We start from the raw sequence: 26164 nt of genomic DNA on the forward strand, positions 1-26164 counted from the left end.
CTGGAGCGGCGGTTGTCGGCCGAGGGCGTGATGCGCTGGCAGTTGGCCGGTGCGGACTTCGCCGCGCATTCGCCGCAGGTCGAGCGGTTCCGTGATGATCTGCTATCGGATCTGGCGGAGGTGGCGCCGCGTGCGGCGCGGGTGCCGATGCTGTCGACCGCGACCGGGCGGTGGCTGGAGGGCACGGAGCTGGATGCCGGCTACTGGTATGAGAACGTGCGGCGCACGGTGGAGTTCGCGCCGGCCATCGAGCGGTTGCTGGAGGAGCGGTATCGGGCGTTCGTCGAGGTCGGCCCGCATCCGCTGCTGACGTTGGGGATCGAGCAGGCGGTGGACGAGGCGGGGGTCACCGCGGTGGTGGCCGGGACCTTGCGCCGCGACGAGGGTGGCATGGACAGGGTGGTGCTTTCGGCGGCCGAGCTGTTCGTCCGCGGGGTCGCGGTGGACGCTGCGCCAAGCGCGCCACAGAGCCCGCCGGACGTCATCGCGCGCCTGCACCGGCAGTCGGTCGACGCTGGTTTGCTGGACCAGGCGGACGCATTGCTGCGCGGGGTGGCCGAAGTGCGCGAGAAGTCGGCCGAGCCGCCGGCCCTCCGTCTGACACCGTTGAGGGACAGTGGAACCGGGCGTCAGTTGGTCTGTGTCGCGCCCATCGTTCCCACCACCGGCGAGCATGTCTACCATGGCCTGGCCACCGCTCTTGGCGGCCAGTGGGATGTCAGCGTGGTCACGCCTGGCGGGTTCACCGCCGGCGAGCTGTTGCCCAGCTCACGGACCGTGTTGATCGAGCAACTGGCGACCGCGGTCGTGGACCGCACCGTGGCGGGTCCGCTTGTCCTGCTCGGGACATCTTCGGGCGGGCTGCTCGCCCACGAGGTCGCCGCCTGGCTTGACGATCGCGGCCTTGCCGTCGACGCGGTTGTCCTGCTGGATGCCCATTTGCTCGACTCGAAAGCCACTGAGGTGTTGCGGCCCAGGCTGTGGCCGGCGTTGCATGCCCGGGAATCGGTGGTCGACGGGCTCGACTGGATCCGGTTGTCGGCCACCTCCTGGTATTTGGACCTGTTGTCGTCGTGGCGTCCTCGGCCGACGCGAGTGCCCTCGCTGCTGGTGCGCGCGTCTGCGCCGCTGGGCACCGTGCACGACGACACTTGGCGATCGACGCTGCCCGGGATGACCGACGTCATCGACGGCCCCGGCCACCATCTGTCGATGCTCGAGCAGCACATTGTGGAGACCGGTGGCCGCGTGGCGGACTGGCTCGAACGCATGGTGTTGAACAAAAGGCAGTGAGAGGTAGGTAGACATGTACTACGAGCACCTGAGCGAGTCCGTGTGGATCGCCTATGACGGAACCACTCGCAACGCGACGTACGTGCGGGGTGACATGAGCGGGGGTATGCTCGTCGGCACTCTCGACAGCGCGGACGCCACGAGACAGTTGCTCAGTTACGGCGATGGCGCGGCGAAGGTGGTGGTGCTCACCGACACCGACTCCGGGCAGCACATCCCGGACTACGCCACGACACTCACCTCGGTGGAGACGGCGACGGCACTCGCCAGGTGCCCTCTGCTCGACGCCGCCGAGGTGGAGCGGGGTTCTCCACTCGATGCCTATCTCGGGAGATCCCAGCGCACACACGGAATCGCGGCTCGGCGATTAACACCTGATCAAACCTTCAGCGGTGCGGCCGACCTCAAACTCGGCCACACACTTGTCGAGGTTCAGGACATCGGGCGCGCCTACAGCACCGCTGACACGATCGTGTGGCTTCCTGACGAGGCGGTGCTGATCACAGGTGCCGCTGTCGTCAACGGTGTGCATCCCGCGTCGTGGTCGGGCTCGATCGAGCTGTGGCGTGCGGCTTGCGTCCAGCTCGCGGCGCTACGGCCGACTGTAGTGGTTCCCGGGTACGGGCCGGTCACCGATATCACCGGGATCATCGATCTGCGGGACTATCTCGAGCACCTGCACAGCGAGGCGGAAGTGCGCTACCGCAAGGGAATGCCGGTCGAGGAAGCCGTCGCCGAACTGCCACTCGGCCGTTGGGACCAGTGGGACTGCCGGGAGAACCTGGCGATCACCTTGGCCACCGTCTACAAGTCCCTGGGCGACAGCACCGACCGCACGGTCACCGGCGTCCTGACCACCGCCGCCGAGATCGCCGAGGGCATCCGCCGACGGCCGCGGATCGCACCCGTCGCCCCCGGTGAGCGTGACCAGGAAACGCTGGACGCGTTGGGCCTCATCGAAGGGGAGAACTCGATCTTCGAGCTGCACCGTGTGAACATCCCGAACATTCTCACCACCTTTGTACGGCACACCAAGCTGTACAAGGAGAGCGTGCCCCTCGCCCGTGGCGTGATCGACGGCGTCCTGCCGCCACGACACCGCGAATTGGCGATCTTGCGCGGCGCGTGGGCGTGTTCGGCGATCTACCAGTGGAATCACCACTACCTTGTCGCCCTCAGCGTCGGCCTCACCCGAGAGGAGATCGACCTCATTTCCCAGGACATCTCCCTCGGACCATGGACCCGGCACGAGCGGGCGGTGCTGACCGCTGTGGACGAACTGCACACCGAGTCAGTGGTTTCCGACCACACCTGGGAGACCCTGTCGGAAACCTACGGCGAACGTGAACTGATCGAACTCGTCACCCTGATCGGCGAATACCACAAGGTCTCCTTCGCGCTGAATAGCTGGGGCGTCCCCCTCGAACCGTGGATGGGCCCCTACCGCATCCCCTCCGGCTGGCGCACCGCCCAGCACGGCCGAGCCACTCCCTTGGACGATGTCTCACGCGGTGAGCTTGGCGAGTTTCCGGTAGCAGGTCAGCGTGGCGGAGAGGCCGAGGAAGGCGAGGAGGCGGCCGCCCTTGCGTCAGGACCGGATGGGGAGACGGCGGTAGCCGAACAGCCGGCACCCCGCCCGCATGCGGTGTGGTCGCTGGATAGGCCCGCAGCAGCTCACGACGCCGGGCGTTGACTCTCTCACGATCCCATGGCGACTCCGACAGGAAGAACCCCAGCCGCCACGCCACCGCATTCCGGGCCCAGACGACGGGCTCGGCCCCGGCCAGGCAGGTCGGCGTCTTGTCACGCTCACGCGGTAGCAGCAGCCCGGCCAGATACTCGCGAAACCCGCGCCGCTGCCCGAACGCGGAGAAGCAGGTACTCAGGACGCCCTGGAAGTTGAAGGGATGACTCTGCTGAGTCCCCAGGCGATCAGGCCGGTGATCGCTCCGACGATGACGCCGGTGAAGAGACTGCTGATCGCGGCGAACAGCCGCAGGATGACGGACTGCGTCGCCGGGTTGAGATCGCTCAGGTTCCCGCCGAGTGCGGGCGGGTTGCCGCCGAAGCCGGCGTCCCAGAGCAACTGGTGTCCCGCGGTAAGGAAGACGCCATAGAACAGGCCCACGACGAGCAGGGTGAGGAAGGGGCTGGGCACTCGTTTCCAGAGGGCGACCCCGATCCAGATCATCGGTGGTACGAAGACGAGCAGGGCGTTCACGAAGGTGCCCTCGTGGATGACGTCCAGGTCGTGAAGCACGACCCGGGGCGCCGCGAGAAGAGCGAGCCCGATTACCGCGATCATGGACAGCCCGAGAACCGGGCGTCTCGGGGCGGGCGGCCGAGGTGGTGGGGTGTGCTGATGGGTCATGGCCGCACGCTAGGGAGCGCCATGGGCGCGGCACATCCGTATCCGATCTTGATGCCGGTACGTCCAGAGGCGACCCCCGGTGTCGCTTCACGCGGGCCGCGGAGCCGCCGAGGGGCACCCTAGGGTGGGATCCATGGTCGACGAGCGGGCACGAAGGAGACTCCCATCCTGGGCCGTCGACGCCCTGATCGGTGCGGGCGTCAGCCTCACCGTGTCGGTCGTGATCTCCGCCGACCAGGGAGGACGGCACGGTCCGGACGCGATCGCGTACCTGTGGGCGGTAGGTCTTGGCGCGCTGATGCCGGCCCGCCGGCGCTACCCGGTGATCGTGCTCGCCGTCAGCGCGCTGGGACTGTTCGCCTACTACGCCGCCGGCTATCCGGCTGTCGGGGTCGCCGTCCCGGTCGCCGCGGCGTTGTTCTCGGCGGCCGAGTTCGGCCGGCTCGTCCATGCCGTTGTCACCGCTGCCGTCGTGGTCGCGGTCTCGCTGTTCTTCCGCCTGGTCGAGGGCCAGGATTTCTCGTTCGTCGTCGGCTATGAACTGGCCGGACACATCCTGCTCATGGCCGCGGCGATCGCCCTGGGAGACGGCCTGAGATCGAGACGGACCGCACAGGCGGGAGCGAGGCGGATCGCCGAGCTCACCGCCCAGCGGTATCGGCAGGAAGCGGACGCGCGCGTTCACGCCGAACGCCTGGCCATCGCGCGGGATCTGCACGACTCGATCGGTCACACGACCTCCGTCATCTCCCTGCACGCCGATGTCGCCCGCGAGTCGCTCGGTCACGACGAGACGCAGACCCGCGCGGCTCTCGACCTGATCAGGTCCACCGCCACGCGCACGATGAGCGAGCTGCGCAGAACCGTCGCCCTGCTCCGTGCGCCGGCTGAGAACCCGAGGTCGGTCGTCTCGCTGTCGAGCATCGACACACTTCGTGAAACGGCCGCGGCCGCGGGAACCAGCATCGACATCGACGTGCGCGTCACCGCTCAGTTGCCCGCGACGGTCGACGCCGCGGCGTTCCGAATCGTTCAGGAGGCGGTCACCAACATCGTCAGGCACTCGCGCGGTACCCGCGCCCGCGTCACCGCGTACGACGACGGCACCCTGCTTCACGTGTCGGTGACCGATGACGGTGCGGACCCGGGCGGTGATACCGGGCACGGGCACGGGATCGCCGGGATGCGCGAGCGAGCCGAGGCGCTTGGCGGCACCCTGACAGCCGGATCCTGACCAAGCTCGATGCCCGGGACCGCACGGCACTGGCCGTCATCGCCCACCGCTCCGGGCTGAGCACCGGCGAAGACGCCCACAATTAGCTCACCTGTCAGGCGGACGATGGTGCAGCGGGCCACCACGATGTGCTCGCGATGCAACTGCCGCCAGACCTTCCGGATCCTGTGGACACCGTAGTTGTCCCGATGGACCCGGCTGATGTGGGCTTTGAGTTCCCCAGCGCGCACGGCGCGGGAGCTGGGCCGGCGGTTGGTGGCGGCATAGATCGCTTCAACTCAACACCACAGCGGAGAGATCGGCGGGGTGGACGGAGGAGAGGCTTCCGCCGCGCTTCCCGATCGGCGTGCGAACTGCTTTGACGACGACCGTGTCTCTGTTCACGGTTGCTCCTTCAGATGGGGCCGGTCGTTAGCGAGGCGCCATCCGGAGGGTGCCGTCCATGCGGGTCACTTCACCGTTGAGACAGTCGTGATGGATGATCGCCAGCGCGAGCCGGGCGTACTTCCATCAGTCCTGCTCCTTGCTGTAGGTGGTGATCGTTCCGCCGGTGTTCCCGGCGAGCGCGCGGCCGATGACCAGGCGCTGGATCTGGTTGGTCCCCTCGAAGATCTGCATGACCTTCGCCTCGCGCATGTAGCGCTCGACCGGGAAGTCTCGGGTGTAGCCGTAGCCACCGAGGACCTGCACGGCGTCGGTCGTCACCTTCATGGCGTTGTCGGTGGCGACCATCTTGGCGATGGACGCCTCCCGGCTGAACGGGCGCCCCTGATCCTTCAGACGCGCGGCGTGCAGCGTCATCGCGCGGGAGCTCTGGACGGCCGCCTCCATGTCGGCGAGCAGGAACGCGAGGCCCTGGTGCTCGATGATCGGTTTTCCGAAGGTCTCCCGCTCCTTCGCGTACTCCACGGCCTGGTCGAGTGCCCCTTGGGCCAGGCCGGTGGCGACCGCCGCGATGCCCAGCCGGCCGGAGTCGAGGCCGGCCAGTGCGATCTTGAGGCCATCACCCTCCTCGCCGATCCTGCGCCAGGCGGGAACACGGACGTGGTCCAGCCGCATGGTGGCGGTCGCGGATCCGGTCAGGCCCATCTTGCGCTCGGGCGGGTCCGCGCTCAGGCCTTCCGCGTCGGCCGGGACCAGGAAGCAGGAGATGCCCTTGCGATCGTCCGAGGTCCGCGCCATCACCTGGTAGAAGTCGGCATGCCCACCGTGGGTCGTCCATGCCTTCGCGCCGTCGAGCACGTAGTCGTCCCCGTCCCGGACGGCGCGGGTCCTCATGGCGGCGGGATCAGAGCCCGCGTGCGACTCGCTCAGGCAGTACGCGCCGAGGAGGTCGCCGCCGAGCATGTCGGGCAGCCACGCCCGCCGCTGCTCTTCCGTGCCGAAGTCGACGAGCCCGAAGCACGCCAGGGTATGCACGCTGGCGCCGACGCCGATGCTCGACCAGATCGCCGCGATCTCCTCAAGGACCTGCAGGTACACCTCGTACGGCTGGCCTCCGCCGCCGCACTCCTCGGGGTAGGGGAGGCCGAGGAGGCCGACCGCGCCGAGGGTCCTGAAGACCTCGCGCGGGAACTCCTCGTCGGCCTCGGCCCGGGCGGCCCGGGGCGCGAGTTCCTTGCCGGCGAGGTCCCGGACGAGGTTGATCAGGTCGGCGCTCTCGCCGGTGGGCATGACACGTGATGCGGGCATGGGCAATCCTCCGAGAACCAGAATGAGTACCACGGTATCAGGTCTGGTACTCTGTCATAGGGTCGGCGTCATGCCACTTCCAGGGAAGGCTCGCGCGCGCCGCGAGGAGATGCTGGTTCAGCTCCGGGAGCTGTTCCTGACCGAGGGATTCTCTTCGTTCAACATTGGAGATCTGGCGGAACGGTTGCGGTGTTCGAGAACCACCTTGTACGCCGTGGCGCCAAGCAAGGAGCAGATCGTTGTCGCGGCCGTGCGCTCGTTCTTCAAGACCGCGGCGGAACATATCGAGGCCCGGGTCGCGGCCTCCGATGATCCGGCGAGGCGGCTGGCGATCTACCTGGAGGCCGTCGCCGCGGAACTTCAGCCGGCCTCGGCCAGGTTCTTCGCGGATGTGGCCGACTTCGGTCCGGCCAACGACGTGTACCAGGAGAACACTCAGTACGCGGCTCGGCGGGTCCAGGCCCTCGTGACCGAGGGGGTGAAGGCCGGAGCGCTGCGCCCGGTTCACGCGTCGTTCGTGGGGGCCGCCGCGGCCCAGGTCATGGGCGCGATCCAGCGCGGGACGATCCAGGCGACCACCGGGCTCGACGCCGCCGAAGCGTACCGCCAACTCGCCGACCTGGTCATGACCAGCCTGACGGCCGATCCGAAGGAGCCGACCAACGTGCGGAGGACAACACCGTGACCACTGATGCCGGCAGGGGCGGTCCGCTGACGGGCCTGCGCGTCCTGGAACTCGCCGGGCTGGGGCCGGCTCCGCACGCGGCCATGGTGCTCGCGGATCTCGGCGCAGACGTGGTCCGGGTGGAACGGCCGAAGGGACGGGCGCTGCAACTCGGGAACCCCGGCGAAACCGATGTCGTGCTGCGCGGCCGGCACTCGATCACCGTCGACCTGAAGGAGCCGGAAGGGCGAGCTCTCATCCTGGCTCTCGCGGAGCGCGCCGACGTCATGATCGAGGGCTTGCGGCCCGGAGTGGTGGAGCGGCTCGGAGTCGGGCCGGAGGAGTGCCTGGAGCGCAACCCCCGGCTGGTCTTCGGGCGGATCACGGGATGGGGTCAGGACGGGCCATGGTCCCGGGAGGTCGGACACGACATCAACTACATCGGGCTGACCGGCGCGCTGCACGCCATGGGCCGAGCCGGCCAGGCGCCGGCTCCCCCGCTCAACGTCGTCGGCGACTTCGGCGGCGGATCCATGCTGCTGCTGGTCGGCGTGCTGGCCGCGCTCTGGGAACGCGCGCTGTCGGGAAGGGGGCAGGTAGTCGATGCCGCGATGGTCGACGGGACCGCGCTGCTGAGCCAGATGACCATGGCACTTCGCGGCATGGGAGAGTGGCGCGATCAGCGGCAGAGCAATCTGCTTGACGGCGGTGCCCCGTTCTACGACACCTACGCGTGCGCTGACCAGCGGTATATAGCGGTGGGTGCGCTGGAACCCCAGTTCTTCTCGGCACTGCTGGACGGGCTGGGCATCGACGCGAACGAACTCGGGGAGCAGAACGACCGGGAGTGCTGGCCGGAGATGAGAAGGCGCTTCACGGCCATGTTCGCGACTCGCACGCGCGAGGAGTGGGCCGCGCGTTTCGCGGGCACCGAAGCGTGCGTCACACCCGTGCTCACCTTCGCCGAGGCGGCCGAGCATCCACATCTGGCGGCACGCGGCACGTACCTCGAGGTGGACGGTGTGGTTCAGTCGGCGCCCGCGCCGAGGTTCTCCAGAACTCCCAACGCGCCGCCGGCGCGGGTCGACGGCCGGGCGCTGACCGCGGCGGAGATCCTCGGGCGGTGGGCGCAGCCGGTGCGCTGAGCCCGAGGACTTCGACCGGTTCCTAGTTCGAGTCCGGATGCGCGACAGCGTCCTCGACCTGCTCGGCCAGCAGTTCGGCGAGTCTGGCGACCCGTTCGACGGCCTCGACCGCCTCGGCTGCCGGAACCGAAATACTCAGCCGGGTCGCGCCGGCGGCGACGTAGTCCGCCAGCCATGCGGCGATCTGGGACTCCTCGCCCACGCCACACAGGTGGAGCAGGCGAGGGGCCGCAGGGCCGAACCAACGACCGAGGCTCGACTCCAGTTCTTGCCTGGACTGGCCTGCGGACGCGCACCAGACATTGAGCCCGAACCAGTCCGGAGCAGGACGGCCCAAGGCCGCCGTACGCCGGACGATCTCCCGACGTGTCTCGCGATACCGACGAGGCGTGCACAGCAATCCCAGCCAGCCGGACCCGTAGGCGGCCGCGCGCTCGATGGCCGCCTCCCCGGACCCGGCGACCACCAGGGGCGGAGCGGGAGCCGTCGTCGCGATCGACGCCTGCTCCAGGTCGAAGTGGGCGCCGTGGTGGTCGACCACCTCGCCGCGCATGAGCCGGGTCAGCACGTCGAGACTCTCGTTGAGGCGCTTTCCGCGGCTTCGGGGATCGACGCCGCAGTTGGAGACCTCCCTGGGGTCGTCGCCGCCGGCCCCGACGGCGAGGACGAGACGTCCAGGTGCGAACGAGGTCACAGTGGCGAGCTGCCGAGCGGCAACAAGCGGGTGCCGCAGCGCCAGCTGGAAGGCGCCGACGACCACGTGGAGCTCGGGTCCGGCCGTCAAGAGTGCCGTCGCCGCGACGAGACCATCGATACCCTGGCCTCCCCGATAGCTGACGTGATCACCCACCGACACATGGTCAAGGCCGGCGTCGTGGACGGACTGAGCGAACAGTGCGAGATCGGTGGCGGGCGCGGTGAGCAGGTCCGGCTGTATCGCGATCCCCACCGCGCAGGCCCTGCGCGGCGAGGAGGAAAGCGTCGAGGTCGTTCCCACGGTCGTCATCGGTTCGCCTGAACCGGATCGAGGCCATAGAGCTCGTTGTGCTCGCCCAGCGCCGGGGCATCGGGACACGCCGTGATGGCCTGGCCGTCGAAGAGCAGCGGTTGCCGGACGGACCGGTGACCTGATGAGAGGTCTAGCAGCAGCCGGCGTGCCTTGACCTGCGGGTCGTCGAGCACGTCCGGGACACGGCGAACGTGGCCGCAGCTGACACCCCGTCGCTCCAGCCGGCCGATGACATCACCGGACTGCCGCGCGGCGAGCGCGTGGGACAGGAGCGTTCGCAACCGGTCGGCGCGACTCTCCCGTTCGTCGGTGGAGAGGCCGCCCAGGTCACCCAGCCCCAGCTCGTCGCAGAGTGCGGCCCACTGCCGGTCCTCCCCGGCGATCGCGAGCGTCACTGCACCACCGTCCCCGCACCGGAACATCCCGTACGCCGGTTCCCGAGGCGGATAACCTGTGGTCTCGTCGCCCTCCAGGTGTCCCCCCATCCGTACCGCCTGCCAGGCCACCAGGCAGTCGAGCATGGAGACATCGACGTGCGACCCACCGCGAGCCTGACGTGCGAGCAGGCCACTCAGCACCCCGATGACGGCGAAGGCTCCCGCCACGAGATCGGCGGTCGGAACCACGCCGGCGCCGTCCTGAGCCCCGTCCAGCAACCCTGCCCGCCCCTGCACGGTGAGGTCGTGGCTGCCGAATTCACGATCCGGCCCGCTCTGGCCGTAGCTCGACACCGACACGACCACCAGGTCCGGGAAATCCAGCCGAAGCCGCTCCGGGGAGAGGCCCAGCCGTTCCAGAACGCCGGGCCGGAAGCCCTCGATCAGGACATCGGCGTCGGCCAGCATGGACCGGAGGGCCGCCTGCCCCGGCACCGTCTTGAGATCGAGCGCGATGGACCGCTTGTTGCGGTTCAACGCGCGGAAGAGGGCCGGATGACGCCGGGTGGGGTCACCGGTCGGCCGCTCGACCATGGTCACCTGCGCGCCGAGGTCGGCCAGCACCATGGTGGCGAAGGGCCCGGGGTACTGCTCGGCCAGGCTGACGACAGCGATCCCCGCCAGAGGTCCGGAACTCATCCGACTGTCCACCGAGGCTCACGGCGCTCGGCGAACGCGCGGGGGCCCTCGATGAAATCCGGATGCGACCAATGGGACCGCACCAGCGACCAGCCGTACTCGGCGGCCTGCGAATAGGGCATCTCGGTCGACGCCCACACGGCCTGCTGGGAGAGGGACACAGCCTGTGGCGAGTTGGCGGCGATGTCCCGGGCGATCTGCAGCGCCGTCTCCATGAGCTGATCGGGCGCGGTCAGCTCGTCGACCAGACCGAGCTGATACGCCCGTGCCGCGGGCAGCCGGAAGTTACGTCCCTGGAGCGTCATGCGGAGGGCAGTGCCGAGTGGGAGCCGCCTGGCCAGGCCGGTGTTCTCGATGCCCCCCACCTGCCCCACGTTCACGTGGCTGTCGAGGAACTCCGCGTGCTCGACGGCGACCACGATGTCGCTGTCCACGACGAAGTGGAGGCCGGCGCCCGCCACCAACCCGTTGACCGCGCAGATGACGGGCTTCCACACCCGGTTCTGGCGGGAGGTGAAGTGCAGTTCGTCGGTGATGTTGCCGCTGCCCATGGCGACCTGCCCGCTCTCCGCGACGGAGTCGACGTCGACCCCGGTGCAGAAGTGTCTGCCGCCCGCGCCCGTGATGATCACGCAACGGATGTCGTTGTTCATCCGCACCTCCTCCCAGACGGCGCGGAAGCTCGGGAACATCGACACGGTGATCGAGTTGCCCCGGGTGGGACGGTTCAGGGTGATGCGCGCGATGCCGTCGGCGACGTCGAACAGCAGATCGGCATCGGCATCCTCGGGCAGGTCACCGAACGGCACAGGCATGGGAACTCCTGGGTGATTCTCTGGGGTGATTCTGGGTGGTACGGACCGGTCACCGGCCGCCGGCCGCCCTGGAGTGCGTCAGGGGCGTGACCGGAAGGTCCCGCCGCTCCTCCAGGACGTGGTGGTGCAACGCCAGGGAGTGGGCGCGCATCAGCGTCGTCGCCTGGTGCCGGTCGCCTGCCGCGATGGCCGCGATGATCATGCGGTGCGTCTGGAGCACGCGACGCTGCTGCTCCAGCGCGGGGTAACTGGAGGTGATGGCGACGACGTCGGCCCACTCCAGCTCCTGGGTCGACCAGAGGCCCGCCAGGGCTCCGGCCGTCAACGTGAGCGTCGCGTTGCCGCACAGCTGGACGAGCGTCTCGTGGAACTCCCGGCCCACGAGGGTGAACTGGTGGGCGACACCGAGCGCGCGTTCCTGCTTGTCCACCAGGTCGTTGAGCTGCGGGACGACCTCGTGGTGCCGGTCGGGGCGGGACGCCGCGACGCCGGCGCAGAGTGGCTCGATCTCGCTGATGGCGTCGGCCAGGTCGCCGACGGTGACCTCGTTGAAGCGGAGCAGAAGTCCCAGGCTGTAGGTGGTGCCGATCTGGGAGGGCGCGTGAACCACCGCCCCGCCCTGGTTCCCACGACGCACCGACACGAGCCCTTCGGCCTCCAGGATGCGCAGCGCCTCCCGGTAGGACGGCCGGCTCACGTTGAGCTCGCGCATCATCTCCTCCTGCCTCGGCAGGAGCGAGCCCTCCGGCAGTTCCCCGCTGATGATCCTGTTCCGGATCGCATCCGCCACCATCTCCGCGATGGCGGGCTGTGCCATCTGCGGAAGGGTTCCGGCAGTCTGCCGGACCAGGTCGGAGTCGCTGCTCACGCAGCCTCCTTCGGCTTTCCTCAGTCTTCCACCGTCACGGAAACTTACTGTACAAAGATAACACAGATTGCTGTTTGTAGCTGACCAGTCAGGAGACGATGATGACGACTGAAGGTTGCACTCCGATGACCTTCGCGCACGCGTTCTGGCAACGCTCCCGCGAGCGCCCCGACCAGCCGGCACTCGCCATCTCCGAGGTACGGCTCTCCTACCGTGAGCTCTACCACCGCGCCGAGGTGGTGGGCCGGGCGCTTCGCGAACTCGGGGTCGAGCGCGGCGATCGGGTGGCGGTGCTCGCGCCGAACCGGCTCGAAGTGGCGCTGCTCATGGTGGCCGCGGGCACGGCCGGCGTCGCCGTCGCGCCGGTGAACTGGCGGCTCTCGGCCGAGGCGGCCACGGCGGTGGTGGCGGACCTCGCGCCGAAGGCGGTCTTCGCGATCGGCGCGTTCGCCGAGGTGGCGCGGGCCGCCACGGACGTGCCGGTGGTGGACCTGGATGACGGGGACCCCCGGTGGCTGGGGCTCGGCCCCGGCGACGGGATCGACCCGCACGCGGTCCGCGGCACCGACTTGATCGCCATCATGTCCACCAGCGGATCGACCGGGCGGCCCAAGGGGGTGGCGATCTCCCAGCACGCGATGGTGTCCCGCGCGCTGGTGCTCCACGCCGAACTGGGCGTCCAGCCCTCCGACGCCTTCATCGGCTGGGCGCCGCTCTTCCACATCTCCTCGTCCGACTACCTGTACGCCACCCTCGTCCTGGGCGGCACTTTCGTACTCCTGGAACGCTTCGACGCGGAAGTCATCGCGAATGAGCTGGTCAACCGCGAGGTGGGCTGGCTCTTCCTGATTCCCGGCGTGATCGACGAGGTGCTCGGCGCGCTGGGGGACCGGCGCCCCCGCTCGCTCAGATGCGCGGGCGCGATGGCGGACCTGGTCCCCGCCGAACAGCTCCGTGAAGCCGAGCGCCGGTTGGGCGCGCCCTACCTGAACACCTTCGGAAGTACCGAAGCGGGCCTGGTCCCCGGCGCTTCGGCGGTCACCTGGGCCGGGGACCGGCCACTTCTCGACAAGCGTCCAACGCTGTTCTGCCAGCACCGGGTGGTGGACGCCGACGGCAGGGACGTCGACCCCGGCTCGGCCGGTGAGCTGTGGCTGCGCGGTCCGACGCTGTTCAGCGGATACTGGTCGGCCGGCGGCCTGTCGAGGGCGGAGTTCACCGACGGCTGGTTCAGGACCGGCGACCTGGTCCGGAGCGGGGACGGCGGCGCGCTCGCCTTCGTGGAGCGGCGCGGACGCATGTTCAAGTGCGGCGGCGAGAACGTGTACCCCGCCACGATCGAGCGAGCCCTGCTGAGCCATGCCGCCATTGTCGAGGCGACCGTCGTACCGGCTCCGCACCCGCGGTTCGGGCAGGTGCCTGCGGCTTACGTGGCATTGGCGAATCCGGCCGACGTACCCGAGGTGGTGGAGGCCGCGACGGCGACGCTGGCCCGCTTCGAACGCCCTCAGGCGGTGCACGTCCTGACGGCGGAGGAGTTCCCCAGAGGCGTGACCGGCAAGGTGGAGCGCGACCTGCTCGGCCCCGCGCACCCGGTCTGCGGGCCCGGCTGCTTCACCACCAACCGTTGACTATCTTCTAAAAGATAGCTTAGATAGCCGTCACCAACCTCACAAGCCAGGGGAGTCGCATCGTGATATCCAGGCCGTCGTCGACCTTCGTCCATGTCGAGGTGGCGGATCGTGTCGCGTGGCTGACGCTCGACCGCCCGCGGGCGAAGAACGCCCTCAACCGCGAGATGTACGCGGCGGTGCGCGACGTGGCTCGCGCCGTGCGCACCGACACGTCGATCGACGCCCTCGTCGTCCAGGGGTCGGCAGGAGCCTTCGCCGTAGGGGGCGACCTCAAGGAGATGCTGGCGTTGCTCGCGTCCGCGAACCCCGCGGCGATCCTGTCCTACGAGGACGATCTGCCGTTCGAGGCGCTGCGGCAGGTTCCGAAGCCGACCATCGCGGTCATCGACGGCCTGTGCATGGGCGGCGGTCTCACCCTGGCCATGATGTGCGACCTGCGCCTGGCGACCGCGACGTCCACCTTCGCCATCCCGGAAGCCCGGGTGGGGATCGTGGACGGGCACCTCCCGCGCCTGCTCCGGGGGCGGGTTCCGGACGCCGTGCTACGTCGCTGGATGTACACGGGTGCGCCGTTCACGGCCGAGGAGGCCATGCGTGCCGGACTGCTGTCCGAGGTCGCCGAGGACGCCGGCGACCTGGACGGCCGGGTTCGCACCCTCCTCGGCCAGCTCAAGGAATCCTCGCAGGCGGCCATCGCGAAGCTGAAGTCGATCTTCAACGAGGCGATGCCACTGCCGTCCATGAGTGATGCCTACGACTCGCTCCTGAGCGAGGAAGCACGACTTCATCTCCAAAGGTTCGGGGCGAGAGTGAAGCCGGATGTCCCACAAGTTCCACAAGGTGATGAAGGGATCGACCAGTGATTCACAAGAAGACGAGGACCGCTGCCGCGGTGGTAGGCGGCCTCGCGGCGGCGATGATTCTGGCGGGTTGCGGCGGCGCAGCCGAATCCTCGTCCGGTGACTACCCCATCGGGATGTCCATGGACCTGTCCGGCGCGATCTCCTTCAACGGCAAGCCGGCAGCGGCCGGATTCCAGGCCTACGTCGCCGACCTCAACAGCCGGGGCGGGGTGAACGGCAAGAAGATCGACCTCAAGGTCCTCGACGACGGCTCCGACGTCGCCAAGGGCCGGGCCAACGTCCAGCAGTTCGTGTCCGAGAAGCGGCTGGCCACGTTCGGCTTCATCCTCTCCAACCTCAGCCTGGCCACCCTGCCCCTGGCCACCCAGAACCACATGCCGATCGTCGGCCTGGGCGGGCCGGCCAGCCTCTTCGACCCGATCCAGTCCTACTACTTCTCCTACGAGCTCAGGGCGGAGCGCCTGGAGTCGGCCATCCTGAACTACCTCGCCACGCGCGCGCAGGAGGACGGGATCGAGAAGCCGCGAATCGCCGTCTTCTCCGTCGACACGCCCTCCAACCGCGACATGGTGAAACTCGCGACCCAGGACATCACCGGTCGTGGCTGGGAGGTCGCGACAGTCCAGTACATGCCCGTCGCACCCACCGACGTGACCGCGCAGGCGTCCGAGATCAAGGCAAGCCGTCCCGACTACGTCCTGATGAGTCACAACGACGCCGGATCACTCGTCGCGGTGCGCGGTCTGCGCGCGCAGGGCGTCGACGTGCTCGTGGTGAACCAGTGGGCCGGCTCGGCTGACGCCACCCTGAAGCAGCTCGGCGACAAGTACGCGGCGTTCCGTACCTACGCGAGCCCGACCGAGAGCGGGATTCCCGCCGTCGACGCGATGAAGGCGGCGGCGACCAAGGCCGGCGAGGCGAAGAACATGACCAACCCGTACTTCACGCAGGGCTGGGTCGCCGGTTCTCTGCTGGAGAAGACCCTCCAGGCCTGCGGCGCGGAATGTTCGACCGGGCAGAGCTTCCGGGACGCCCTGGAGAAGCTCGGCGAGATCGACACGAACGGCCTTTCCGGGCCGCTCCAGGTGAGCGCCGAGAGCCACGAGCTGGTGAAGACCGTGCGCTTCTTCACCTGGGACCAGAGCGTCGACCAGGCCAAGCCGCTGACGGACTGGGTCAAGGCCGTCTCATGATCGTTTTTCCCACGCCGCGGAGGGTCCGCCGATGCTGACCCTCCTGCTCGGCGCGCTGACGCTCTCCGCCATCTACGCCCTGGTGGGCTTCGCCTGGGTGCTGCTCCGGCGCACCAACGGCATCCTCAACCTGGCCACCGGCGCCCAGCTGGCGCTCGGCGCGTTCATCTTCAACCAGTACGCCACCAGCTGGGAGTTGCCGTGGCCGGTGGTGGTGCTCGGCACCCTGGCCACCGTCGCCGCCCTCGGCGCCGTGACGCACTGGGTGATCTTCAGGAAGCTGTCGGGACAGCCCGAGTTCGCGCTGGTAGTGGCCACGCTGGGCCTGGCGAGCGCGCTCAAGGGCGTCAGCTCGCTCACCTGGGGCACCGAGGCGCGCGTCATGCGGGAACCGGTGCCGAGCCAGGTCATCACCTTCGGCGATGACACGTCGACCACGCTCTACGGCCTGTGCGGGCTCGGGGCCGCCGTCCTGGTGTTCGCCGCGGCGCACACCTTCTTCAAGTTCTCCTCCGTCGGGATCCGGATGCGGGCCGCGGCCGAGAACCCCGTGCTGTCCGCACAGGGCGGCATCGCCGTCGACTGGGTCTACGTCCTGGGCTGGGCGATGGCGCTCACCGCGGCGGCCGTCGCGGGGATCATGTACGCCTACCAGACCGCGCTGAGTTTCCACGGCGTGGAGGCGCTCGGCATGCGAGGTCTCGCCCCGGCGCTGATCGGCGGCCTCACCAGCATCCGGGGAGTGATTCCCGGCGCCCTGATCGTGGGCCTGGCCGAGACGTTCGGCACCAAGTTCTTCGGCGGACCGGTGCAGGACGTGGCCGCCTGGATCGTCATCCTCGTGGTGCTGCTGATCCGGCCCCAGGGACTGTTCGGAGACAAGCAGGTGCAGCGGGTATGACGACGGTACGGACCCTCTTCAACGCCGCCGCGACCACGAGCGAAGGGCGGGGCACCGCGCTGCGGCGCATCGCGGTCCTGGCCCTGATCTGCATCCTGCCGATCGCCCTGCGCGACTACCAGCTCTCCCTGGTGACCACCGCCCTGATCGCGGCACTGGGCGCGCTCGCCCTGACGCTGGTCACCGGGTTCGTCGGCCTGGTGACTGCGGGAAACAGCGCGCTGCTGGCGCTCGGCGCGTACGGGGCGGCGATCGGAGCGGTGCAGCTGGAGCTGCCCTTCCTGGTCGTGCTCGTCGGATCGGTGCTGGTCGGCGCCGTGGTCGGGCTCCTCGCGGGCCTGCCGGCGCTCCGGGTGTCGGGGATCTACCTGGCCATCGCCACCCTCGCCCTGCACTTCATCCTCATCTTCGTCTTCAACGAGTACCAGACCCGGGCGGTGGGGTCGGCGGGATTCTTCCTCCCGACGGCCTCGATCGGCGGGCTGACCATTGACACGGCCATCAAGTGGTACGTCGTGCTCGTCGTGGTGGTGCTCGCCACCTGGCGTCTGGTCGAGAACCTCAAGAAGAGCAAGTTCGGTCGCGCGTGGATGCTGATCAGGGACACGCCGCTGGCGGCGGCGAGCCAGGGGATCTCACTGCCGGCCTACAAGCTGGCGGCCTTCGTGGTCTCCTCCGCGATCATCTCGATGTCGGGAACGTTCCTCGCGTACTTCCAGCAGGCGGTCTACATCGAGAACTTCACGCTGGAGCTGGCGATCCAGTACATCGCGATGATCATCATCGGCGGTATGGGGTCAAGTGGCGGAGCCATCGCCGGTGCATGCTTCGTCGTCCTCCTGCCACCCCTGCTGTCACGAGCCATCGCGCTGCTGCCCTCCGACGCCGTGGTGGCGGGGTTCCTCCAGCAGAACCTGGGCGACTTCCAACTGATCATCTACGGCACCCTGGTCGTCGTGTTCCTGGTCTGGCGCCCGGACGGGTTGGCCGGTCTCGGCCGGAGGGTGGCGACCATGCGGCTGCCGTCCCGGAAGGAGGCCTGATGAACGGCCCGTTGCTGGAGGTCCGGTCCCTCACCGTCTCCTACGGCGGTGACAGCGTCGCGGTGGACGGGGTGGACCTGGTCGTGCACGAGGGCGAGGTCTGTCTTGTGCTGGGCGCGAACGGGGCGGGCAAGACGTCCCTGCTCCGGGGGATCGGCGGGTTCGCGTCGAGCGAGTCGGGGCGGGTGCGCGGCGGACGGGTGATGTTCGCCGGCGCAGACGTCACGGGCCTGTCGCCGCGCGCCATGGCCAAGCGTGGACTGGTGCTCGTCCCGGAGGAGGCCAAGGTCTTCGCGAGCCTCACGGTTGACGAGAATCTCCGGGCCGTCCCCATGACCGGTGGCAGGGCGGCGCGGCGGACGCTGGTCGACCAGGTCACCTCGATGTTCCCGTTCATCGCCGAGCGGCTGAGCCTGCCCGCCGGGCAGCTCAGCGGCGGGGAGCGGCAACTGCTGGGCATCGCGCGGTCGCTGCTGCTGAAGCCGCGGCTGCTGATGGTGGACGAGGCTTCGCTGGGCCTGTCGCCGATCGCCGTCGAAATGGTCTTCGACATGCTGCGCTCGGTGGTGGCGTCCTGGGGGACGACCCTGCTGGTGGTCGAGCAGAACGTCCGCGCCGCGCAGAGCATCTCGGACAACGCGTACGTGATGGAGACCGGGGCGGTGGTGCTGAGCGGCCCCGCGCGCGACGTGCTCGGCAGCGAGCGGGTACGGCAGACCTATCTCGGACTGGAGGTGTGAGAACGATGTCGGCGGAAGCGGGGAACATGTCCCCTGGCGACTCTTCGGCGGTGCGAACCGAAGCCCTCGACGTCTGGCTGGGCGGCACGCACGCCGTGCGCGGCGTCACCGTGGCGTTCGCGGAAGGGGAGACCTCGGGCCTGGTCGGCCCCAACGGCGCGGGCAAGAGCACGTTGCTCAACTGCATCAGCGGACTCGTCCCCGCGAGTTCGGGCGAGGTCTACCTGTACGGAGACCGGACGACCGGGATCAAACCGCATCAGCTCGCGCTCCTGCGGATCGGCCGGTCCTACCAGGGCGCCCAGCTCGTCGGCGAGCTCTCGGCGGTGGACAACGTGATGGTGGGCGACCATGTGGGTCTCCGCACCGGCCTGGTCTCGGCCGCTCTCGGCCTGCCCAGCGCCCGCAGAGCCGAGCGCGCCGCCCGGGACCGCGCGCTGCACGCGCTCGAACGGGTCGGTCTGTCGCAGTACGCCCACCGGCCCGTCAAGGAGCTTCCGTACGGCATCCAGAAGCGGGTGGACCTGGCCAGGGCGCTGGTCAGCGACCCGCGGTGCATCCTCCTGGACGAGCCGATGGCCGGGCTCTCGCGCGCGGAGAAGGAGGAGGTGGTGGAGGTCCTCGCCGGCCTCCGGGTGGACGGCGGGCCGACCCTGGTCGTCGTGGAGCACGACATGCGGGTGATCAACCAGCTCTGCTCGGACGTGGTGGTGCTGGCCGCGGGAGCCGTACTCGCGGTCGGGCCGCCGGAGACCGTCCTGAACTCGCCGGAGGTCGTCGCGGCCTACATCGGACGTGGCGACAGCCGCTCGGAAGAACAGGTGGGTAGCGAGTGAACCCCCTTCCGCGGCTTCTGGACACCTGGCTGGGCGGCGGTGCCGCACTCCGGGTGGACGGCGCCGACGTGCCGGAGGCGTCGCTGATGAGCAGGGTGTGCGCGGTCGGCGAGCAGTTGCGTTCGCTCGGGGTCGGCAGCTCGTCCCGGGTCGCGACCCTCATGGACAACAGCGAGGAGGCGATCGCCGTCTGGTTCGCCTCGGCGCTGCTCGGCTGCCTGGAGATACCGCTCAACACCAACTACCGCGGCGAGCTCCTCACCTACCTGCTGCGCGATTCCGGGGCGCAGGTCGTCTGCTGCGACGCCCAGCACCTGGCCACCGTGCTGGCGTGCGTGGCGGGCACCGACGTCCGCCACGTCCTGGTGTCCGGCGGCGCGGCCGAAAACGTCCCCGGGAGGACGACGGTCCACGCGCTGGCTCCCGCGTCAGGTGCGACGGACTTCGGGAGGCTCGCTTCGGCCACGGCGTCGGGTGTGGTCCTCTACACCTCCGGCACCACCGGGCCGTCCAAGGGCGTACATCACTCGCAGGAGTCGTGCGTCGAGCTGGCCCGTGCCGTCGCGCGGCTCAACGGCTACGGTCCCGGCGACACCCTGCTCAACTTCTTCCCGCTGTACCACCAGAACGCCCGGTACACGGGCGTCGCCGCCGCGCTCGTCGCCGGGTGCGGCTTCCAGCTCGACCGCACGTTCAGCAGCTCGCGGTTCTGGGAGATCTGCCGCGCGGGCGAGATCACCGCGTTCAACTACCTGGGCTCGGTGCTGGGGATGATCCTCAAGGCGTCGCAGGAACTCGGCGACACGCAGGCGCGTGACCACGCGGTCCGACTCGCCTGGGGCGCGGGGGCGCAGCGCGAGGTCTGGGCCCGGTTCGAGGCCCGCTTCGGCGTGGCCATCACCGAGGTGTACGGGCTGAGCGAAGCGCCGATGGCGACGATCAACCGCTCCTCGGATCCCTCCCCCGTGGGATCCGTAGGTCGTGAGGGGGACCTTTTCGAGGTGCGGGTGATGCGGCCGGACGGCCGGCAGGCGGACCCGGGAGAGGTCGGCGAGATCTGCCTGCGCCCCAAGCGGCCCGACATCTTCATGCGGGGGTACCTGGGCAAGGACGGGGACACCGTGGCGGCCACCCGGGACCTGTGGTTCTGGTCGGGCGACTCGGGCTGGCTCAACCCGGACGGGGATCTGTTCTTCAGCGACCGCATCAAGGACGCGATCCGGCGCAAGGGGGAGAACATCTCGGCCTGGGAGGTCGAAACCGTGCTGCTCGCGCAGCCCGGTGTCATGGACTGCACCGTGTACGCCACCCGCCCGGACGCCTCCGGCGAGGACGAGGTCGCCGAGGAGGAGGTCATGGTGGCCCTGGTGCTGGCGTCCGGGGCCGACCTGGACGAGGTGATCGCGCGCGCCGCCGAGGACATGCCCCGCTACGCGCTTCCCCGGTACTGGCGCGTCCTGCCCACGCTTCCCCGGACGCCGACCCACAAGGTGGAGAAGGCGCGCCTGCGGGCGGAGGGCCTGACCGCCGGCGTGGTGGACCGCCTGACAAGCAACGATTCAACGGACAGGTGAGTGAACCAAGTGGACTTGGACATCAAGGGCCGGGTGGCGATCGTCACCGGCGGCAGCAAGGGCATCGGCCTGGCCGCCGCCGAGGAGCTCGGCCGGGCCGGCGTCAGGCTGCTTCTGTCGGCTCGGGGGGAATCCGAACTGACGGCCGCGGTGGACCGGCTGCGGGACATGGGGATTGACGCCGTCGCGCACGTCGCCGACGCCGCCCGGCCCGGTGCCGTCGACGGCATGTACGAGGCCGCGATCGCCGCGTACGGCCAGGTGGACATCGCGGTGTGCGTGGCCGGCGGCGGGCACGGCCCGCTGCGCACCTTCAGCTGGGAGGAATGGATCCGGCTGTACGAGCTCAACGTGCTCAGCGCGGTGGCTCTGGCGATGAAGTGCGTACCGGCCATGCGTGAACGGAAATGGGGCCGTGTCCTCTTCGTGGGATCGACCGCCGCCCGGGAGGCCGACCCGCGCTGGGCGGCGTACGGCGCGGCGAAGGCCGCACTCCTGCACACGGCGAAGTCACTGGCCCTCGCCTACGCCAAGGACGGGGTCCTCACCAATTGTGTGCATCCGGGCCTGACCCGGACCGAGGGAATCGTGGCGGGCTACCAGGCACAGGCGGAACGCCTCGGCTCGACCCCCGAGGAGGTCGAGCGCCGCATGCTCGAACTCCAGCCCATCGCGGCGGGACGGGTCGGCGAGGCCCGCGAGATCGCGGACGCCATCGCCTTCCTCTGCTCGGCACGGGCGTCGTGGATCGCGGGCGCGTCGCTCCAGGTGGACGGGGGAACGATCCGTGTCACTCCCTGAGCAGGGTACGGATCTCGCCGACGAGGTGCGGAACTGGTGCCGGTCCCAGGATGCCGCCGGCTGGCGCGACCGCATGAGCGCGGCGGACCCGGCGGAGCGGGCCCGGCTGCAGCGGGCGTGGTTGCTCCTGCTGGCCGAACAGGGCTACGCCGTCCCACACTGGCCCGCGGCCTGGGGCGGCGGCCGGTCGCGAGCCGAGCAGCTCACCATCGCCCGCGAGCTCATCCGGGCCGGCGCCCCCCGGCTGGACATGTACTTCGTCGCGCTCTACCACGCCGCGGCCACGCTCGTCACCGCCGGCTCGGACGAGCAGCGGGAGGCGTACCTGCCGGCGATCCGCAACGGGCAGCGGTGGTGCCAGGGATTCTCCGAACCCGGCGCGGGCTCCGACCTGGCGAGCCTGCGCACCCGCGCCGAGCGGCGCGGCGACCACTACGTCGTCAACGGCCACAAGACGTGGTCCAGCAGCGCGGAGTTCGCGGAGATGTGCCTGCTGCTCGCCCGCACGGGCGGTCCGGGGCGGGCCGGCATCTCCTACTTCCTGCTCGACCTGTCCTCGCCCGGCGTTTCCGTCCGGCCGATCCGGAACGCGAGCGGGCACGACGAGTTCTGCGACGTCTTCCTCACCGACGTCGAGATTCCCCTGACGGCCCTGGTCGGCGCGGAGAACGAGGGCTGGCGGATCGCGAACGCCACCCTCGGCGAGGAGCGCGGGCTCACCATGCTGGAGCGATCCGAGGAGATGGTCGCCGGCCTGCGGTACCTGACGCTGGAGGTGGCTGCGCTGCCACCCGAGGAGCGGGGCGCCGCCCTTGAGGCGCTGGGGGCCTATGCCGAGCGGGTGGAGTCCTTCCGGCTGCTGGTCGCCCGCGTCCTGGACGCCTCGGTCGACGGTACGGACACCGCCGCGGCCTCCATCCTCAAGATCGTCTACAGCGAGCTGCTGCAGGACATGAGCAGGGAGGGACTGGCCATGGCGGGACTGGCCGGGCACGAAGGACAGCATGGCTGGTCGGGCACGTGGCAGACCGGGAACTGGTTCGACGACTACCTGCGATCCTGGGAATGGACCATCGGTGGCGGCACCAACGACATCCTCCGCAACGTCGTCGGCGAGCGCATCCTGGGCCTGCCGCGAGGAGGCTCCCGATGACCGACGAGCGTTCGAGTTTCCGGCAGGTCGTGCAGCGGGTGCTGGCCGACTCGTGGCCACCGTTGGCCGAGTACGCCTCCGGTGTGCTTCCGCCGAACGCGGAGCGGCTGCGTAAGGTGTCGGACGAGCTGGGCTGGTGGGAGCTGGAGGACGAGGACGGCGGGTTCGGGTTCGCCTCGATCGCCATCCAGGAACTGGGCGGCGCCCTCGGCCCGGGAGAGCTGCTGGCGGGCCTGTCCGTCAACCCGGTGATCGGCCGCCTGCCCGGGCTCGCGGCGGATCCCAGCGGGGTGGCGTGCTCGTGGCGCGACTCCGAACCGCGCCGGAACGCGGCGCCGAGGCTTGACACGCGGGGCGGCGAGGTACGCCTCTCGGGTGAGGTCTCCTGGTGCCTGGGCGCCACGGACGACGTGGCGCACGTGCTCGTTTTCGCGGCGGACGCCGGCGAGCCCGTGGCCGTCCTGGTCAGGTCCCGCGGAGACGGTGCCCGGCTGGAGCCGATGAGCGGCTCCGACCCGACGCGGAGGTTCTGGCGCCTGGTCATGGACGGTGTTCCGCTCGACGAGCCAGGGGTCCTCGCCCGGGGTGATCAGGCGCTCGCCCTGCTACGCGCGGTCGAGCAGCGCATCTCAGTGGCCCTCGCGCTCGACAGTCTCGGGATCGCCAGGAGCGCGCTCGCGCTCACCGTGGCGTACGCGAAGCTCAGGGAGCAGTTCGGGGCGCCGATCGGTTCTTTCCAGGCGGTCAAGCACCGCTGTGTGGACATGTTCGTCCTGGTCGAGTCGGCCGATGTCCTGGTGGAGGCGGCGGTGGCGACGGTGGCGTCCGGCGACCCGCTCGCGCGGTCCGGCGTCACGTCGCTCGCCATGGCCAAGGCGGCGAGCTGTGACGCGGCGGCCGAGGTCACGCGGCTGGCCCTGCAGACCCACGGGGGCATCGGTTACACCTGGGAGCACTCCTGCCACCTGCTCGTTCGGCGGGCGAAGCTCAACCAGGCACTTGGCGGGAGCACCCGGTCGCTGCGGCGGGCCGTGGCCGGCGGTCTGCTGGACGGGGTTCTCCCGGCCACGCAGGGGCCTTCCGCCACTGACGGCACAGATATTCCAACGCGGGGTGAGAGGAGATGACAGCCGTGCTCGACTTCACCATGGGGGAGTCCGCCGCCGAGCTGCGTGGCAGGCTGCGGCGGATGGTGGCCGAGTTCTTCCCGGCGGACTTCCTGGGGGCCTTCACCGACGATCCCGCCGACCTGGCGATGACGCAGCGCTTCTCGCGTCTGCTCGCCGACGAAGGACTGCTGACGGTGGCCTGGCCCCGCGAGTTCGGCGGCTCCGACGGATCGGTCTGGGAACAGACGGTGGTCCGCGAGGAGATGTGGGCACACCACGAGCCACGGGGGGCCCAGTACATGGGACTGAACTGGGTCGGCCCCGCGATCATGGCCTACGGGACGGCGGAGCAGAAGGCTCGGCACCTGCCCCCCATCGCGACGGGTGAGGCGATCTGGTGCCAGGGGTTCAGCGAACCGGAAAGCGGATCGGACCTCGCCTCCCTCCAGACGCGCGCGGTGCGGTGCGGCGATCACTGGGAGATCACCGGGCAGAAGATCTGGACCTCCTACGCCGGCATGGCCGACTGGTGCGTCCTCGCCGCCCGGACGGGCGCCAAGGACAGCGGCCGGCGGGGCATCTCGCTCTTCCTGATCCCGATGGACCGCGACGGCATCACGGTCCGGCCGCTCCGCGCCATGCTCGGTCCGCACCACCTCAACGAGTGCTTCTTCGACTCCGTCGTCGCGACCGACGGCGAGATGCTCGGCGAGCTCGGCGCGGGCTGGAGCGTCATGAAGGAGGCTCTCGCCCACGAGCGCGTCGGCATCGCCAGGTACGCGCGCTGCGAACGGCTGCTGTGGTTGCTGCGGGACGTGCTCCGCCACGAGTGGGCGGAGCACGACGAAGGGGTCAGAAACGCCTGGGCCAGCGCTCTGGTCCAGGTCCGGGTGGCGCGCCTGCTGGCCTATCGCGTCGTCGAGCGCCAGAAAGGGAACAAGATGGTCGACCTGGAAGCCAGTCAGGCGCGGATCGCGTCCACCACATGTGATCAACAGGTGGCCGAGGTGATGTCTCAGCTTCTCGGGCCGCGTTCCCTCCTTGGTCCGGCGGCCGGCGCACCGTCGCACGGCGCGTTCGAAGACCACTGGCGGTACGCCCAGGCCGCGACGGTCGCATCCGGAACGATCGAGATTCAGCGCGAGATCGTGTCGCGTGAGCTGCTCGGCCGCCAGGCGGTGGGCTGATGCGGATGGAACTGCCGGAAGCGGCACTGGACTTCGGACGCGTCGCCGACAGCGCGCTGCGCAGCGCAGGAGGCGTGGATCTGGCGCGTGGCGCGGAGTCGGACCGGCGTCCCGCGGCCAGAGCGGAGGAGTGCCTGGCGAGTATCGGGCTGTACGACATCGACCCGCGCAGCGGTCTCGACGATGCCGTCGCCGCTGCTGAGCTGTGCCGGGTGGGCGGGAGCCACGCCGTGCCGTTCCCCTTGGTCGGGGTCCTGCTCCGGACGTCCGCCGGGACGCCTTTCTCGCTCGTCGACGCCCGCCATCCCATCATCGACCATGCCCAGGCCGCCGGGACCTGGACGGCCGCGACCCTCGGGGGAGACCTGTTCGACGCGGAGCCCGCCGCCGCCGTGGACTCGAAGGTCGCACCGTTCGCGATGACGGTTCGGCTGCGGCCCGTGGCGGGCGGCGCGGCGTCCGTGCTTGACCGGCGGCTCGGCCTGGTGCTCGGGGCCTACCACCTGCTCGGGATCGGGCAGCGGGCACTCAGGCTCGCGATCGAGCACACCAAGGTCCGCAACCAGTTCGGTCACCCCCTCAGCGACTTCCAGGTGATCCGGCACGGCCTGGCCGATCTGTCCGTCGGGCTGGAGGGCTTGGACCTGCTGTGCCGCTTCAGCCTGTGGAGCACGTTCACGGACAACTCCCCATCGCTGGTCGACGCCCTGAGCGTGCGCCTGGAGGCGCAGCGGGTCGTCAAGCACACGCTTCGCACGACGCAGCAGTTCCACGGCGCGTCCGGCTTCGCCGACGAGTACGACATCTCGATTCTCGTGCGCCACGCCCAGCCGGGACTGCGGCTCCCCACGGACCGAGGGGCGACGCTCGCGTTGCTGCGTACCGCCATCGAGGAGTTCGGTTTCACCGGGTCCTTCCACCTCGCGGAAGAGCAGGCCGCGCGCTGAGTCGGTCCGCACTTCG

At 69.6% G+C, this 26164-nt stretch carries 24 protein-coding genes; 18 read left to right on the plus strand and 6 right to left on the minus strand.

Features of this window, described 5'->3' with window-relative positions; genetic code table 11:
* Positions 1-1293 (plus strand): acyltransferase domain-containing protein (locus ABZU75_RS20595; protein WP_355556351.1); only part of this gene is annotated, 1293 nt, incomplete at its 5' end.
* Positions 1294-1306: 13 nt separating this feature from the next.
* Positions 1307-2986 (plus strand): carboxymuconolactone decarboxylase family protein, encoded by a 1680-nt coding sequence (locus ABZU75_RS20600; protein WP_355556354.1) that lies wholly within the window; start codon positions 1307-1309, stop codon positions 2984-2986.
* Positions 2987-3175: 189 nt separating this feature from the next.
* On the opposite strand, the gene ABZU75_RS20605 is transcribed toward ABZU75_RS20600, so the two are convergent.
* Complete coding sequence (locus ABZU75_RS20605; RefSeq protein WP_355556357.1) at positions 3176-3664, minus strand: hypothetical protein; 489 nt, start codon at positions 3662-3664, stop codon at positions 3176-3178.
* Between the two features lie 133 nt (positions 3665-3797).
* Here ABZU75_RS20605 and ABZU75_RS20610 point away from each other — a divergent pair, with 133 nt between their 5' ends.
* Positions 3798-4898: a histidine kinase gene (locus ABZU75_RS20610; RefSeq protein WP_355556360.1), complete on the plus strand. Its 1101-nt coding sequence runs from the start codon at positions 3798-3800 to the stop codon at positions 4896-4898.
* A gap of 510 nt (positions 4899-5408) precedes the next feature.
* On the opposite strand, the gene ABZU75_RS20615 is transcribed toward ABZU75_RS20610, so the two are convergent.
* Positions 5409-6590, minus strand: a complete 1182-nt coding sequence (locus ABZU75_RS20615; protein ID WP_355556363.1) for an acyl-CoA dehydrogenase family protein — start codon at positions 6588-6590, stop codon at positions 5409-5411.
* 70 nt (positions 6591-6660) lie between these two features.
* On the opposite strand from ABZU75_RS20615, the gene ABZU75_RS20620 reads away from it, so the two are divergent.
* Positions 6661-7275, plus strand: a complete 615-nt coding sequence (locus ABZU75_RS20620) for a TetR/AcrR family transcriptional regulator (protein ID WP_355556366.1) — start codon at positions 6661-6663, stop codon at positions 7273-7275.
* On the plus strand, positions 7272-8399 hold the full coding sequence (locus ABZU75_RS20625; RefSeq protein WP_355556369.1) for a CaiB/BaiF CoA-transferase family protein: 1128 nt from the start codon (positions 7272-7274) through the stop codon (positions 8397-8399). Before ABZU75_RS20620 ends, ABZU75_RS20625 begins: the two co-directional genes overlap by 4 nt.
* A 22-nt stretch (positions 8400-8421) precedes the next feature.
* Here the strand turns inward: ABZU75_RS20625 and ABZU75_RS20630 are convergent, their stop codons facing one another.
* The 4 genes from ABZU75_RS20630 to ABZU75_RS20645 are packed head-to-tail and all read right to left on the minus strand — an operon-like array spanning position 8422 to position 12167.
* Entirely contained in the window at positions 8422-9405 is a 984-nt protein-coding gene (locus ABZU75_RS20630; protein WP_355556372.1) for an LLM class flavin-dependent oxidoreductase, read from the minus strand.
* Positions 9402-10484 carry a CoA transferase gene (locus ABZU75_RS20635; protein WP_355556375.1) on the minus strand — a complete coding sequence of 361 codons (1083 nt, stop codon included), beginning with the start codon at positions 10482-10484 and terminating at the stop codon, positions 9402-9404. Before ABZU75_RS20635 ends, ABZU75_RS20630 begins: the two co-directional genes overlap by 4 nt.
* Positions 10481-11299, minus strand: coding sequence for an enoyl-CoA hydratase/isomerase family protein (locus tag ABZU75_RS20640; RefSeq protein ID WP_355556378.1), 819 nt, complete (start codon positions 11297-11299; stop codon positions 10481-10483). The genes ABZU75_RS20635 and ABZU75_RS20640 overlap by 4 nt, the downstream gene beginning before the upstream one ends.
* A 49-nt stretch (positions 11300-11348) precedes the next feature.
* Positions 11349-12167 (minus strand): GntR family transcriptional regulator, encoded by an 819-nt coding sequence (locus tag ABZU75_RS20645; protein WP_355556381.1) that lies wholly within the window; start codon positions 12165-12167, stop codon positions 11349-11351.
* Between the two features lie 125 nt (positions 12168-12292).
* On the opposite strand from ABZU75_RS20645, the gene ABZU75_RS20650 reads away from it, so the two are divergent.
* The 13 genes from ABZU75_RS20650 (at position 12293) to ABZU75_RS20710 (ending at position 26148) form a co-directional block, all read left to right on the plus strand.
* A complete protein-coding gene (locus tag ABZU75_RS20650; protein ID WP_355556384.1) occupies positions 12293-13798 on the plus strand; it encodes a class I adenylate-forming enzyme family protein in 1506 nt (501 codons plus the stop codon).
* A 62-nt stretch (positions 13799-13860) separates the two neighbouring features.
* Positions 13861-14664 (plus strand): enoyl-CoA hydratase/isomerase family protein, encoded by an 804-nt coding sequence (locus tag ABZU75_RS20655; RefSeq protein ID WP_355556387.1) that lies wholly within the window; start codon positions 13861-13863, stop codon positions 14662-14664.
* Positions 14661-15857: an ABC transporter substrate-binding protein gene (locus ABZU75_RS20660; protein WP_355556390.1), complete on the plus strand. Its 1197-nt coding sequence runs from the start codon at positions 14661-14663 to the stop codon at positions 15855-15857. The genes ABZU75_RS20655 and ABZU75_RS20660 overlap by 4 nt, the downstream gene beginning before the upstream one ends.
* Before the next feature lie 31 nt (positions 15858-15888).
* Positions 15889-16758 carry a branched-chain amino acid ABC transporter permease gene (locus ABZU75_RS20665; RefSeq protein ID WP_355556394.1) on the plus strand — a complete coding sequence of 290 codons (870 nt, stop codon included), beginning with the start codon at positions 15889-15891 and terminating at the stop codon, positions 16756-16758.
* On the plus strand, positions 16755-17801 hold the full coding sequence (locus ABZU75_RS20670) for a branched-chain amino acid ABC transporter permease (protein ID WP_355556397.1): 1047 nt from the start codon (positions 16755-16757) through the stop codon (positions 17799-17801). Before ABZU75_RS20665 ends, ABZU75_RS20670 begins: the two co-directional genes overlap by 4 nt.
* Positions 17801-18541, plus strand: coding sequence for an ABC transporter ATP-binding protein (locus ABZU75_RS20675; RefSeq protein ID WP_355556400.1), 741 nt, complete (start codon positions 17801-17803; stop codon positions 18539-18541). The genes ABZU75_RS20670 and ABZU75_RS20675 overlap by 1 nt, the downstream gene beginning before the upstream one ends.
* Before the next feature lie 50 nt (positions 18542-18591).
* On the plus strand, positions 18592-19377 hold the full coding sequence (locus ABZU75_RS20680) for an ABC transporter ATP-binding protein (RefSeq protein ID WP_355556403.1): 786 nt from the start codon (positions 18592-18594) through the stop codon (positions 19375-19377).
* On the plus strand, positions 19374-20951 hold the full coding sequence (locus ABZU75_RS20685) for an AMP-binding protein (protein WP_355556406.1): 1578 nt from the start codon (positions 19374-19376) through the stop codon (positions 20949-20951). Before ABZU75_RS20680 ends, ABZU75_RS20685 begins: the two co-directional genes overlap by 4 nt.
* On the plus strand, positions 20952-21752 hold the full coding sequence (locus tag ABZU75_RS20690) for an SDR family oxidoreductase (RefSeq protein ID WP_355556409.1): 801 nt from the start codon (positions 20952-20954) through the stop codon (positions 21750-21752).
* A complete protein-coding gene (locus ABZU75_RS20695) occupies positions 21739-22905 on the plus strand; it encodes an acyl-CoA dehydrogenase family protein (protein WP_355556412.1) in 1167 nt (388 codons plus the stop codon). Before ABZU75_RS20690 ends, ABZU75_RS20695 begins: the two co-directional genes overlap by 14 nt.
* Complete coding sequence (locus ABZU75_RS20700) at positions 22902-24032, plus strand: acyl-CoA dehydrogenase (protein ID WP_355556415.1); 1131 nt, start codon at positions 22902-22904, stop codon at positions 24030-24032. Before ABZU75_RS20695 ends, ABZU75_RS20700 begins: the two co-directional genes overlap by 4 nt.
* Positions 24029-25201, plus strand: a complete 1173-nt coding sequence (locus ABZU75_RS20705) for an acyl-CoA dehydrogenase family protein (protein WP_355556417.1) — start codon at positions 24029-24031, stop codon at positions 25199-25201. The genes ABZU75_RS20700 and ABZU75_RS20705 overlap by 4 nt, the downstream gene beginning before the upstream one ends.
* 5 nt (positions 25202-25206) lie before the next feature.
* Entirely contained in the window at positions 25207-26148 is a 942-nt protein-coding gene (locus tag ABZU75_RS20710; protein ID WP_355556420.1) for an acyl-CoA dehydrogenase family protein, read from the plus strand.
* Positions 26149-26164 lie beyond the last annotated feature (16 nt).

The sequence above is a fragment of the Streptosporangium sp. NPDC005286 genome, from assembly GCF_040607515.1.
Classification (GTDB): Bacteria; Actinomycetota; Actinomycetes; order Streptosporangiales; family Streptosporangiaceae; genus Streptosporangium.